This is a genomic window from Methylorubrum podarium (assembly GCF_022179745.1).
GTDB lineage: Bacteria > Pseudomonadota > Alphaproteobacteria > Rhizobiales > Beijerinckiaceae > Methylobacterium > Methylobacterium podarium.
Genome location: NZ_BPRD01000138.1, coordinates 1 through 11255 on the forward strand (window position 1 = coordinate 1; position 11255 = coordinate 11255).

The window sequence follows — 11255 nt, forward strand, 5'->3', positions numbered from 1 at the left end:
CGGCCGGCTTCGCGCTGGCCGCGTGGCTCGCCCGGACCGTGTTCCCGAACTCGCAAGGGTCCGGCATCCCGCAGGTCATCGCCGCCCGCGCCCTCGACGACGGGCCGGCGCGCCACGCCCTGATCTCGCTCAAGGTCGCGGCGGGCAAGATCGTCGTGATGTGTTTCGGCCTCCTGTGCGGCGCCTCGATCGGGCGCGAGGGTCCCACCGTGCAGGTCGGCGCGGCGATCATGGCCACCCTCGGCCGCTTGAGCCCGGAGCGGATGCGCGGCCTGCTGCTCGCGGGCGGCGCGGCCGGCGTCGCCGCCGCCTTCAACACCCCGCTCGCGGGGATCGTCTTCGGTATCGAGGAACTCGGCCGGGCCTATGACCGGCGCGGCAGCGCCCTCATCGTCGCCGCCATCGTCGCCGCGGGCCTGACCTCGCTGACGATCCTGGGCGACTACACCTATTTCGGCACCTCCGACGCGCAGCTCTCCCTCGCCTCCGGGTGGCTCGCCGTGCCGCTGATCGGGGTGGCGGGCGGGCTCGCGGGCGGCTTGTTCAGCCGCATCGTGATCGAGTTCGGCCGCGGCCTTCCGGGCTGGGCCGGCGCGTGGATCGAGCGCCGCCCCATCCTGTTCGCGACGCTGTGCGGGCTCGGTGTCGCGCTGTGCGGGTTGGCGTCCGGCGGGGCCGTCTACGGTACTGGCTACGAGGAGGCGCGGGGAATCCTGCACGGCGAGAGCGATCCGAGCTGGGAGTTCGCGCCGCTGAAATTCGTGGCGACCGTGCTGTCCTCGATCAGCGGCATCCCCGGCGGCCTGTTCGCCCCCTCGCTCGCCGTCGGCGCCGGGCTCGGCGCCCAGGCGAGCCTGGTCATGCCGCAGCTCCTCGGCCCGACGCCCCTGGGCGCGCTCGTTCTGATCGGCATGACCGCCTACCTGACCGGCGTGCTCCAGGCGCCGATCACCTCCTTCGTCATCGTCACCGAGATGACCCAGAACCACTCCATGGTGATCCCGCTGATGCTCGCGGCGCTGATCGCCGACGCGGTGTCGAAGTCGGTCTGCCGGGGCGGGCTCTACCACACGCTGGCGGAGCTGATCGTGCGGCGCGCGGCGGGGGAGCGAAGCCCCTAAAGCGCGGCGCGCGGCGGAACGCCGCCGGCCCGTCGGCCGTTACTGCTCCGCTTTCGTTTCGGAGTGAACTGCCATGACGCTTCTCAAGTGGGCCGCCATCGCCTTTGTCATCTCGCTCGTCGCGGGCGCCCTCGGCTTCACCGGCATCGCCTCCGGCGCCAGCTCGATCGCCCGCATCCTGTTCGGCCTGTTCCTCGTGCTCGCCATCGTCATCGTGGTGATCGCGCTGGCCATCGGTCAGGCGGTGTTCTGATCCGGCGGATCCGACCGTGCGCCTCGACGGCCGCACCGCCCTTGTCACCGGCGCCTCCTCCGGGATCGGCGCCGAGACGGCCCTGGGGCTCGCCCGCCTCGGGGCGCGGGTCGGCCTCGTCGGGCGCGACCGCGAGCGCACGGAACGCGCCGCCGCGCATCTGCGCCGGGAGACCGGCGGCGCGGCGGACGTCTTCCTCGCCGACCTGTCGAGTCAGGCCGAGATCCGCCGCCTCGCGGGCGAAGTGAGGACGCGCTACCCCGCCCTCGACATCCTCGTGAACAATGCCGGCGCGATCTTCTCGGAGCGCCACGTCACGGCCGACGGGATCGAGCGGACCTGGGCCCTCGACCACCTCGCCTACGTGCTGCTCACCCACGAGCTGCGCGCGCCGCTCGAAGCCGCGCCCCGCGCCCGAATCGTCAACCTCGCCTCCGCCGCCCATACGAGGGGGCGCATCGACTTCGACGATCTCGGCGGCGAGCGCCGCTACTCGGCGATGAAGGCCTACGCGCAGGCCAAGCTCGGCAACGTGCTGTTCACCTGCGCGCTCGCCCGGCGCCTTGCCGGGAGCCCCATCACCGTCAACGCGGTGCATCCGGGCGTGGTGGCGAGCGACTTCGCCAAGAACACCCACGGCCTCCTCGGCTTCGCCTGGGGCCTGATCCGCCCGTTCCTGATCTCCCCGGCGGACGGCGCCAAGACCTCGCTCCACGTCGCCACGGCGCCCGACCTCGACGGCGTGAGCGGGCGCTACTTCGCCAGAAGCCGCGAGACGGCCTCCTCCGCCCTCAGCCGGGACGAGGCCCTGCAGGAGCGGGTGTGGACCCTGAGCCGACGGCAGGTCGGGATCGAGCCCTGATCCGGCGTCCGCCCGAACCGACGATCCGAGAGAAGACGATCCACGCCCCCACGTGACCCGACCGACCATACCAGGGCGTTGGGACGGGGAGGCGTCGTCGCAAAGGCGCGGCGAAACGCTTACTCCGCGCCCTTCTTCGCGTTGTTTTCCTTACTCTTCTGCATGTGAGCACGCCGGTTCTCTTCGAACTCGTCGACACTCGACTGGGTGTTCTTCGACGCGCTCGCGGGTTCGGCTTTGCTCCCCTTGGAGCTTTCGGCCGAAGCCATCGTGGGAAGGGCAGCGGCACCTGCCACGACGGCAGCGGCGAGCAAGAACTTCGAGGGATGCATCATTATTCACTCCTCCCATATCGACAAAAGTATAATGCAGCTTTCGCACACCGGCGCAATGAGGAATCACGACAGCAAGCGTATATATAATTGTATTATAAGCTTATGAAACTTCGCGGCAGCCAGGCTCCACTTGCCGAAAAGAATGGAAGATTGCGACGTCAGTCGGCAACCGTTCCGAGAGGAGCGTCGTTTGGCTCCGAGCCTCAGAAATGGCTGAAGGAGGCGCGGGTGAAGGTGATCTCCCGTCCCTGCGCATCGAGAAAGCAGGGCGGTCCGTCGCCGGCCGTCACGGTTCCGATCTCCGCCGCGGGCACTCCGGCGGCCTGCGCATCGGCGAGGAACGCCGCGACAGAGTCGGGCGGCACCGCGCAGAGAATCTCGTAATCGTCGCCGCCGGTGAGCGCCGTCGCGAGTCGGCTCCGATCGCGGGCGATGGCCGCGCCCGCGGCGGTCGAGAGCGGCACCGCCGGGACATCGATCCGCGCGGTCAGACCCGTCCCGGCGAGCATCTTGTGCAGGTCGCCCGCGAGCCCGTCCGAGACGTCCATGGCCGCGCGGGCGTGGCGGCGCAGAGCCGGGACGAGAGCGAGACGCGGACGGGGATGCAGGTAGCGGTCGAGCAGGACGTCGCGATGGCTCGCCTCCAGCGCGGGATCGGGCGCGAGCCGCAGGGCGAGGCCCAGAGCCGCGTCGCCGATGCTGCCGCTGACGCAGAGCCGGTCGCCGGCCTTCGCCGCCTGACGCCGCAGCATCGCGCCCGCCGGCACCTCGCCGAAGGCGGTCACGCCGATCAGCGCTGGGCCGCCGGAGCGCACGGTGTCGCCGCCGAGGAGCGGGCAGCCATGGGCGCGGCTCGCTTCCCCGAGCCTCTCGGCGAAGGCGGAAAGCCACGCCTCCGTCCAGTCATCCGGCAGGGCGAGGGTGAGAAGGAAGCCGCGCGGAACCGCGCCCTTTGCGGCCAGATCGGAAAGGTTCACCCCGAGCGCCTTGACGGCGATGGAGCCGGGCGGGTCGTCGGGGAAGTAGTGGATTCCGGCTACGACGGCGTCGGCGGTCACCACGAGGTCGTGGCCGGGCGTCGGCGTCAGGCTCGCGGCGTCGTCGCGCAGGCCCTCGGCGCCGGGGCCGCTCAGCGGCGCGAAGTAGCGCGCGATCAGCGCCTCCTCGCCCGCGCGCGCCATTCCGCTCAGCCCTTCTTCGCCGTCGCCGGGCCGGGAGCGGCCGGGATGCCGAACTCGGTGGAGCGCACCTCGCGGCCGACCCGGTCGAGCACGGCGTTGACCATGCCCGGCTCGTCGCCGCCGTAGAAGCTGTGGGCGACATCGACGTATTGCGAGATCGCGGCCCGGGCCGGCACGTCGCGGCGGAACATCAGCTCGTAGGCGCCCGCCCGCAGGATCGCGCGCAGCACGACTTCGAGCCGGCGCAGCGGCCAGCCCTTGGCGAGGGCCGCGTCGAGCTTCGGATCGATGGCGCGTTGCTCCTCGACGGCGCCGCGCAGCACGTCGCGGAAGAAGGCGGTCTCGGCCGGGGGATGGGCGACGCCGTCGATCTCCTGGCCGATCCAGTGGGCCTCGAACTCGGCGAGCGCGTCGATCACGCCCTTGTCCGAGATCTCCATCTCGTAGAGCGCCTGCACCACGGCGAGGCGGGCGCCGGTGCGGGCGTTCGGTTTCGGCTGGGCCGGCGTCGCGGCGGGGTCGGTCATCGCGGGGGTTCCAGATTGGCGGCGCGCTTGATGGCGAGGAGGCTCAGAGCTGCCTCCGCCGCGCCGCCGCCCTTGTTCATCTCGGAGACCCGGGCGCGGGCGAGCGCCTGCTCCATGGTCTCCACGGTGAGGATGCCGTTGCCGAGCGGCAGGTGCTCGGACACGGAGAGGTCCATCAGGGCGCGGGCGCTCTCGCCCGCGACGATGTCGTAATGCCCCGTCTCGCCGCGGATGACGCAGCCGAGCGCCACCGCCGCGTCGTAGGGCCCGCCGGCCTTGCGGCCGGCCTCCATCAGGATGGCGATGGCGGCGGGGATTTCGAGGGCGCCCGGCACGGTGAAGACCCGCGCCTCGGCGCCGACCGCCTCGATCGCCGCGCGGGCGCCCGCCAGCAGCGCGTCGGCGACCTCGTCGTAGTAGCGCGCCTCCACCACCAGCACGCGGGTGCCGGCGAGGCTCTCGAGGATGCTTCTGGGCGCGTCCGCGTCCCGAGTTTGGGAGACCATGCGTGTGACGTTCCGGGCTGCGTTCGCGGAAGTTCGGGGCGGGCCGGAGGGTTAGCCCAAGTGCCGCGCGCTCCACAAGCGGCAGAGGGCACGCGCCCGGCGCGGCGCGGGCGCACGACGCGCAAGCCTCGGCGCGAAAGATCCTCCCTTTTTGGTTGAAGTGGAGAGGATTGATCAATCACATCGGGCCGAAGTGCCGCTTCCGCAGCGTGCAGCCGCACCTATTAACCCGACCGAAGTCGATGCCGGCGATAGACTGTCGAACGCAAGTTTGCGGGTCCCCGAAACTCGGCCCCGCACTGGAAACGGGGGTTATCCAGCATGGCGACGGCGCGGGCGCGAAGGGCCGGGACGGCTCCGATCCTGACCGAGGAGGCGGGTTCCGCGTCACGGCCGGTCCCGCTGGTGATCGACCTCGACGGCACGCTGCTGCGGACGGATCTGCTGCTGGAAGGCATCATCGCCCTGCTGCGGCGCAATCCGCTGATGCTGCTGGCGATGCTGCTGTGGCTTCCGCGGGGCCGGGCCTTCTTCAAGCGCCGCATCGCGGAAGGTGCCGGACTCGACGTCGCGACCCTGCCGGCCAACGAGGCGCTGCTCGCCCATATCGAGGCGCGGAAGGCGGCGGGCCAGGAGATCGTGCTCGCCACCGCCGCCGACGAGCTGATGGCCCTGCGCGCCCTGAGGCGCTTCCCCGTCTTCGACCGGGTGGTGGCGAGCGACGGGGTGAGGAACCTCAAGGGCGCGGCGAAGGCGGCGCAGCTCCGGGCGCTCTACCCGCAGGGCTTCGACTACGCGGGCGATGCGGCCGCCGACCTGCCCGTCTGGGCCGCTTCGCGCGGGGTGATCGTGGTGGGGGCTTCCCCCCGCGTGCTCCGCGCGGCGCGGCGGCTCGGCAAGCCGGTCGAGGAGTTCCCTTCCGCCTCGCGGTCCCGCGCACTGGTCAGGGCCCTGCGCCCGCACCAGTGGGCCAAGAACGCCCTGGTCTTCCTGCCGCTCGTCCTCGGCGGCCGGGCAGGGGAGGCGTTGGCCTGGGGCAGCGCGCTCCTGGCCTTCCTCGCCCTCGGGCTCGTCGCCTCGGCGAGCTACCTGCTGAACGACCTGCTCGACCTGTCCCACGACCGGGCGCACTGGTCGAAGCGCGACCGTCCCCTGGCGAGCGGCCGGCTTCCCATCGCCACCGCCCTGGCGGCGCTCGGCCTCGGTCTCGCGGGCGGACTCGCGGTCGCGGCCTATGCCGGGGCGGCGGTCCTCGCCGGCGTGCTCGCCTATCTCGCCCTGACGCTCGCCTACTCCGCGTGGCTCAAACGGGTGCCGATGCTCGATGCGCTGACGCTCGGAAGCCTGTTCACCCTGCGCATCGCGGTCGGGGTGGCGGCGGTGGCGGTGGCGTGGTCGCCCTGGCTCCTGACCTTCTCGATGTTCCTGTTCACCTCGCTGTCCTTCGCCAAGCGGTACACCGAGCTGCGCGGCGCCGCGCGGCGCGGGCAGGCCGGCACCATCGCCGGGCGCGGCTACGAGCCGGCGGACGAGGCGGTGGTGCTCGCCTTCGGCATCGCCTCGGGGCTCGCCAGCGTCGTCATCTTCATCCTCTACCTCGCCAACGAGGCGTTCCAGCACGCGGCGCTCACCGCGCCCCTGGCCCTGTGGAGCTTCCCGCTGATCCTCGTCCTGTTCATGGGCCGGGTCTGGTTGCTGGCGGGACGGGATGCGCTCCACGACGACCCGGTCGCCTTCGCGATCAAGGACCGTCCGAGCCTCGCTCTGGCGGGGATCGCCGGCCTCGCCTTCGCGGCGGCCGCCTTCGGCCTGCCGCTCGGACTCCTGCCGGCCAGCCTCTTGCCGCAGGGGCTCGGGCTGTGATGAGCAACGAAGTCGTCCGCTTCCTCATCGCCGGCGGCACGGCGACGGCGATCAACTGGCTCACGCGGATCCCGCTGTCGCTCGTCCTCTCCTTCGAGTCGGCCCTGCTGACCGCCTACGGGCTGAGCATGCTCGCCTCGTTCTGGCTCTACCGGGCCTTCGTGTTCCGGGGGGCGTCGCGGGGATCGCTGCGCGGGCAGGTCGGCCTGTTCCTCGCGGTCAACGCCGTCGGCGCGGGCGTGGTGCTCGCGGTGAGCACGGTGGTGCTCGACGGCCTGACCGGCCTGCTGCCGGCCCTCAGGCCGTCCGTCGCCGAGGCGCTGGCCCACGGCCTCGGCATCGCGGTGGGCGCCGTAGCCAACTATCTCGGCCACCGGCTCGTCACCTTCGGCTCGGGCCCGGGGCCCGCGCCTCAGAGCTTGTAGACGGAGAGCAGGGTCACCACGGCGAGGTTCGCCACCGCGCCCCAGGTGACGAGAAGCGGCAGGGCGGCGAAGGCCGGCGGACGCTCGCCGCGCACCATCAGCACCATCAGGATCGGCAGCCAGTCGAGAACGTAGCGCTGCGTCGCGATCTGCTCGGCCCCGTTCGAGTGGTAGAACAGGGTGATCCCGGCGATGACCGCGATGGTCGCCGCCCCGGCCCAGAACACCCGGTCGAGCCGCGCGTAGTAGGCCAGCAGCAGCCACGGGCTCGCGACGAGGATCGCCGTGCCGGCCTTGTCGAACCCGACGAGGTCCATGAGCCGCGGCCCGCTGAATGTGAAATGGGTCCCCTGCAGGAACAGGTAGAGGGTGTTGAACAGCAGGTAGTCGCGCGAGAACAGACCGGTCTCGGTGATGCGGTGCCAGATGAAGCTGTCCTGGCCGGGATTGTGGATGTAGGCGTAGCCGGTCTCGAACGGGCTGCCGAACCGCGCGGCGTTGTAGGCGCAGTAGACGGCGATGGCCGCCGCGACCGGAAGGGCCGCGAGGAACGCCGAACGCGCGACGGCGGCCGGGTTCGCGAGCAGCGGGCGGTCGCGGGGCAGGGCCAGAACCAGCAGGAACAGCGGGTAGAAGATCGCCATCTGCCGGCACAGGAAGGCGAGGCCGACGAACAGGCCGCCGAGCGGCAGCGATCCCCGGACGATCACCGCCCAGAGGCTCAGGCTCATCATCAGGAAGGCGACGGTCTGGGAGAAGAACCAGACGCCGTCGGAGCGCAGGGTGACCTGATAGAGCGGGCTCGCGAAGGCGAGCGCCGCCAGCAGCCACAGGGCCTGTTGGCGCTCGACCGCGAGCGCGCGAAAGATCCGGCTCCAGGCGAAGAGGCTCAAGCCCGAGAGGCACAGGCCCAGCAGCACGAAGCCCTTGAAGCCGGGAAAGCCGAACAGAGCCACGAACGGCGTCAGCAGCAGCGCCGGCAGCGGCGGGAAGATGATGTAGGTGCGCCCCTCGAACAGCGCGCAATCGATCTCGGGGCAGTGCTCGACCCAGAGCCGCCCGTGCAGGAACGCGTCGGCCAGCGCCCCGTGCGAGTTGAAGCCGGCATCGCGCAGTGCGCCGCGCCCGAGCAGGAAGGCGAGAAGGAGGGCACCGCTCAGCGCGGTGAGCCCCGCCAGCACCCTGTCGCGGCGCCGCTCGACCAGTCCCGTCATGCTGTCCGCCGACCTTTTACAAGACGAACCCGAATCGCGGCGCCGGACTCGGAGGGAACGGCGAAGTGTCTCCCTTGTGAACCTTGGCCTTACTCGGAGGCAAGACCGGTCCTCGGCTCCGTCGATGGCGACGGTGCCGCAGGCGGACCCGCAAAAATCAGTGGGCGGTGAAGCGCCCCGCGCGTCGGCCGAAGAATCCCAGGGTCGCGGTCACATTGCCGATTGTCGGGGATGCGCAAAAACAGCAAAGCTTCCGCCGCACCACTGCACAAGAATGCGGCCGACGGGGGCTCACTATGATCACGGGACGCGCGACATTCCTGGTGGGGGCGGCCCTCGCCCTGCTGCTGCTGGGCGGCCCGTCCGCCTCGGCCAAGCGCGTCACGGTCGTGCCGGGCGACCGGCCGATCGCCATCGACGTGCCGGACGCGTGGAAGGTCTCCGAGATCAAGCGCGGCATCCAGGTCCGGACGGCCGACGAGGAGGTCTATCTCTGGCTCGAGAACTACCGGCCCGCCCAGTTCCAGACGCTGCTCGACGAGCACAACGCCTATTTCAAGGATCAGGGCGTGAAGGTCGTCGGCGCCGAGTCGGCCAAGCAGGTCGAGTTCCCGACCTACATGCTGAAGGTCACCGAGTATCCGGCGACCTACGAGGGCAAGCCGACGGTGCTGCGCTACATCTCGGTCGTGCCGAAGGCCGAGGGCGAGCGCTCCCTGCTGGTGAGCTACTGGGCCTCGCCCGCGGGCGACAAGAAATACGACGGCGACACCCAGAGGATCCTCAACAGCCTCGCCGCCGCCTACGACGGCAAGTGAGGCCGAGCAATCCGGGTCTCAAACGGTTTCCGGTCGATCACCTCGGACATCGCCCAATCCCGTCATCGCGAGGCGGAGCCGAAGCGATCCAGGGCGCAACATATCCGGATACGGCAGCGCCCTGGATTGCCACGGCTTCGCCTCGCAATGACGGAGGAGAAACCGAGGTGATCAAACGGATGACCGATCACCCCTGCAACAAGCCGCGTGTCTCGGCGAGCCGCGCGGCGTAGCGGGCCAGGAGATCGACTTCGAGATTGATCCGGTCCCCCGCGCGGCGCTCCTCCCAGGTCGTGACCAACAGGCTGTGCGGGATCAGCAGGACCGAGAAGTCGCTTCCCGAGACCGCGTTGACGGTGAGCGAGGTGCCGTCGAGGCAGATCGAGCCCTTCTCGGCGATGAAACCGGCGAGCGCCGCCGGTGCCCGCAGGGTGAAGCGCTCGCTGGCGCCCCAGGGGTTGTCCTCACCGGTCACGGTCTCGCGGGCGAGGATCTCGGCGATTCCGTCGACGTGGCCGGTCACGAGATGGCCGCCGAGCTCGTCGCCGAGCCTGAGCGAGCGTTCGAGGTTGACCCGCGTGCCCTCGCGCCAGGAGCCGACCGTGGTGCGGTCCAGGGTTTCGGCCGCGGCGTCCACGGCGAAGCGGCAGCCCGCCCCGTGCGGCTCCACCGCGACGGCGGTGAGGCAGGGGCCGGAACAGGCGATGGAGGCGCCGAGCGCGATGCCGGCGGAGTCGTAGGCGCTCTCGATGACGATCCGGCGCAGGCGCTCCGCGCCCTCCACCGAGACGACGCGGCCGACATCGCTGACGAGCCCGGTGAACATGTCAGATCCTCTCGTAGGTGACCGCCGTGTCGGGGCCGAAGTCGCGGGTCTCGGTCAGGCGCAGCGCGCCGTCGGCGAGGCGGCGTGCGAGGTTCGGCCCGAGCGCCGGCAGGCCGCCGGCCTCGCCCAGCGTGACGGGGCCGGTGATGAGCGTGCAGGCATCGATGAGATCGTGCGCCGCGAGCGCATCGGCAAGCGCCGGCCCGCCCTCGCTGCAGATCCGCGTCAGGCCGCGCTCGGCCAGGAGCGCCAGCGCGGCGTTGAGGTCGATGCGGCCCTGCGCATCGGTCGGGACGAAAGCGAGCTCGACGCCGAAGGAGGCGAGCATCCGCCGGGCATGGGCGGGGGCGCCCCGGCCGGTCAGAACCAGGGTCGGCAGGTCGCGGGCGCCGCGCACGAGGTGGCTGGCGGGGTTGAGACGCAGCGTCGAGTCGAGGACGATCCGCAGCGGCGAGCGCTCGGCGAGTCCCGGCAGCCGCACGGTCAGCGAGGGGTCGTCCGCCCGCGCCGTCCCGATGCCGACCATGATCGCGTCGGCATGCGCCCGCCACAGATGCACCGCCCCGTCGGCGATCGGGCCGGTGATCTTCAGCCGCTCGCCGGTCGAGGGGGCCGCGAAGCCGTCGCGGGTCCGGGCGAGCTTGAGGTGCAGGCTCGGGCGCCCGCGGGTCACGCGGGAGACGTGGCCGCGATGGTCGCGGGCGGCCTCCTCGCGCAGCAGGCCGGTCTCGACGGCGATCCCGGCGGCGCGCAAACCCGCATGGCCGCGCCCGGCGACCCGCGGATCGGGATCCTCGATGGCGGTGACGACGCGGGCGATCCCGGCGGCGATCGTCGCGTCGGTGCAGGGCGGCGTGCGGCCGTGATGCGAGCAGGGCTCGAGGGTGACGTAGAGCGTGGCGCCGCGGGCGGCCGCGCCGGCCATGGCGAGCGCCAGCGGCTCCGCATGCGGCCGTCCGCCGGGCGCCGTCACCGCCTGCCCGACGATGCGACCCTCGGCAACGACCACGGCGCCGACGCTCGGATTCGGCCAGGTGCGGCCGAGATTGCGCCGCCCCAGCGCCAGGGCGAGGCGCATGGCGCGCAGATCGAGCGCTGTCTGCTGCGACGCCTCCACGGCCCGCCCCGTCACGCCTGCTTCCGGGCGGGACGGCGACGGCGCGGGGCGACCTCGTCATCGGCCGGGACGGGCGCGGCCACCTCCGCCTCGGGGAGCGACGCCTCGCCCTCCAGCCGGCCGCCGAGGGTGCCGAGCAGATCCTGAAAGTCCTGCGCCTCGCGGAAATTCTTGTAGACCGAGGCGAAGCGGACATAGGCGACGTCG

General features: G+C 71.5%; 13 protein-coding genes and 1 pseudogene. 6 read left to right on the forward strand and 8 right to left on the reverse strand.

Going from position 1 to position 11255, the window contains the following annotated elements; all coding sequences use genetic code 11:
• From MFF42_RS07430 to MFF42_RS07440, 3 genes are all read left to right on the forward strand, one after another.
• On the forward strand, positions 1-1121 hold a 1121-nt coding region (locus MFF42_RS07430; protein WP_238255174.1), incomplete at its 5' end, for a chloride channel protein.
• Between the two features lie 73 nt (positions 1122-1194).
• Positions 1195-1374: a DUF1328 domain-containing protein gene (locus MFF42_RS07435; protein ID WP_017486406.1), complete on the forward strand. Its 180-nt coding sequence runs from the start codon at positions 1195-1197 to the stop codon at positions 1372-1374.
• 16 nt (positions 1375-1390) lie between these two features.
• Complete coding sequence (locus MFF42_RS07440; RefSeq protein ID WP_238255175.1) at positions 1391-2236, forward strand: SDR family oxidoreductase; 846 nt, start codon at positions 1391-1393, stop codon at positions 2234-2236.
• A 119-nt stretch (positions 2237-2355) separates the two neighbouring features.
• Here the strand turns inward: MFF42_RS07440 and MFF42_RS07445 are convergent, their stop codons facing one another.
• From MFF42_RS07445 to ribH, 4 genes are all read right to left on the reverse strand, one after another.
• Complete coding sequence (locus tag MFF42_RS07445; protein WP_238255176.1) at positions 2356-2571, reverse strand: hypothetical protein; 216 nt, start codon at positions 2569-2571, stop codon at positions 2356-2358.
• Positions 2572-2774: 203 nt separating this feature from the next.
• On the reverse strand, positions 2775-3752 hold the full coding sequence (gene thiL, locus MFF42_RS07450; protein WP_238255177.1) for a thiamine-phosphate kinase: 978 nt from the start codon (positions 3750-3752) through the stop codon (positions 2775-2777).
• A gap of 5 nt (positions 3753-3757) precedes the next feature.
• On the reverse strand, positions 3758-4279 hold the full coding sequence (gene nusB, locus MFF42_RS07455) for a transcription antitermination factor NusB (RefSeq protein ID WP_238255178.1): 522 nt from the start codon (positions 4277-4279) through the stop codon (positions 3758-3760).
• Positions 4276-4785 carry a 6,7-dimethyl-8-ribityllumazine synthase gene (ribH, locus tag MFF42_RS07460; protein ID WP_238255179.1) on the reverse strand — a complete coding sequence of 170 codons (510 nt, stop codon included), beginning with the start codon at positions 4783-4785 and terminating at the stop codon, positions 4276-4278. The genes nusB and ribH overlap by 4 nt, the downstream gene beginning before the upstream one ends.
• A gap of 321 nt (positions 4786-5106) precedes the next feature.
• Between ribH and MFF42_RS07465 the strand changes: the two genes are divergently transcribed.
• On the forward strand, positions 5107-6648 hold the full coding sequence (locus MFF42_RS07465; RefSeq protein ID WP_238255180.1) for a UbiA family prenyltransferase: 1542 nt from the start codon (positions 5107-5109) through the stop codon (positions 6646-6648).
• Positions 6648-7073 (forward strand): GtrA family protein, encoded by a 426-nt coding sequence (locus tag MFF42_RS07470; RefSeq protein ID WP_238255181.1) that lies wholly within the window; start codon positions 6648-6650, stop codon positions 7071-7073. The genes MFF42_RS07465 and MFF42_RS07470 overlap by 1 nt, the downstream gene beginning before the upstream one ends.
• Here the strand turns inward: MFF42_RS07470 and MFF42_RS07475 are convergent.
• Positions 7061-8287, reverse strand: coding sequence for a hypothetical protein (locus MFF42_RS07475; protein ID WP_238255182.1), 1227 nt, complete (start codon positions 8285-8287; stop codon positions 7061-7063). The genes MFF42_RS07470 and MFF42_RS07475 overlap by 13 nt on opposite strands.
• 296 nt (positions 8288-8583) lie before the next feature.
• Between MFF42_RS07475 and MFF42_RS07480 the strand changes: the two genes are divergently transcribed.
• On the forward strand, positions 8584-9105 hold the full coding sequence (locus tag MFF42_RS07480) for a hypothetical protein (RefSeq protein ID WP_238255183.1): 522 nt from the start codon (positions 8584-8586) through the stop codon (positions 9103-9105).
• A 187-nt stretch (positions 9106-9292) separates the two neighbouring features.
• On the opposite strand, the gene MFF42_RS07485 is transcribed toward MFF42_RS07480, so the two are convergent.
• The 3 genes and pseudogenes from MFF42_RS07485 to MFF42_RS07495 all read right to left on the reverse strand — a co-directional run.
• Positions 9293-9931, reverse strand: coding sequence for a riboflavin synthase (locus MFF42_RS07485; RefSeq protein WP_238255184.1), 639 nt, complete (start codon positions 9929-9931; stop codon positions 9293-9295).
• Between the two features lies 1 nt (position 9932).
• A complete protein-coding gene (gene ribD, locus MFF42_RS07490) occupies positions 9933-11009 on the reverse strand; it encodes a bifunctional diaminohydroxyphosphoribosylaminopyrimidine deaminase/5-amino-6-(5-phosphoribosylamino)uracil reductase RibD (RefSeq protein ID WP_238255185.1) in 1077 nt (358 codons plus the stop codon).
• A gap of 50 nt (positions 11010-11059) precedes the next feature.
• Positions 11060-11255: pseudogene (locus tag MFF42_RS07495) on the reverse strand (transcriptional regulator NrdR); the annotation flags it as partial.

Excerpts from the sequence above, each read along its gene's own strand:
- MFF42_RS07435 (WP_017486406.1), top strand. The coding sequence starts at position 1,195 with ATGACGCTTCTCAAGTGGGCCGCCATCGCCTTTGTCATCTCGCTCGTC.
- MFF42_RS07445 (WP_238255176.1), bottom strand. The coding sequence starts at position 2,571 with ATGATGCATCCCTCGAAGTTCTTGCTCGCCGCTGCCGTCGTGGCAGGT.
- thiL (WP_238255177.1), bottom strand. The coding sequence starts at position 3,752 with ATGGCGCGCGCGGGCGAGGAGGCGCTGATCGCGCGCTACTTCGCGCCG.
- nusB (WP_238255178.1), bottom strand. The coding sequence starts at position 4,279 with ATGACCGACCCCGCCGCGACGCCGGCCCAGCCGAAACCGAACGCCCGC.
- ribH (WP_238255179.1), bottom strand. The coding sequence starts at position 4,785 with ATGGTCTCCCAAACTCGGGACGCGGACGCGCCCAGAAGCATCCTCGAG.
- MFF42_RS07465 (WP_238255180.1), top strand. The coding sequence starts at position 5,107 with ATGGCGACGGCGCGGGCGCGAAGGGCCGGGACGGCTCCGATCCTGACC.
- MFF42_RS07470 (WP_238255181.1), top strand. The coding sequence starts at position 6,648 with ATGAGCAACGAAGTCGTCCGCTTCCTCATCGCCGGCGGCACGGCGACG.
- MFF42_RS07475 (WP_238255182.1), bottom strand. The coding sequence starts at position 8,287 with ATGACGGGACTGGTCGAGCGGCGCCGCGACAGGGTGCTGGCGGGGCTC.
- MFF42_RS07480 (WP_238255183.1), top strand. The coding sequence starts at position 8,584 with ATGATCACGGGACGCGCGACATTCCTGGTGGGGGCGGCCCTCGCCCTG.
- MFF42_RS07485 (WP_238255184.1), bottom strand. The coding sequence starts at position 9,931 with ATGTTCACCGGGCTCGTCAGCGATGTCGGCCGCGTCGTCTCGGTGGAG.
- ribD (WP_238255185.1), bottom strand. The coding sequence starts at position 11,009 with ATGCGCCTCGCCCTGGCGCTGGGGCGGCGCAATCTCGGCCGCACCTGG.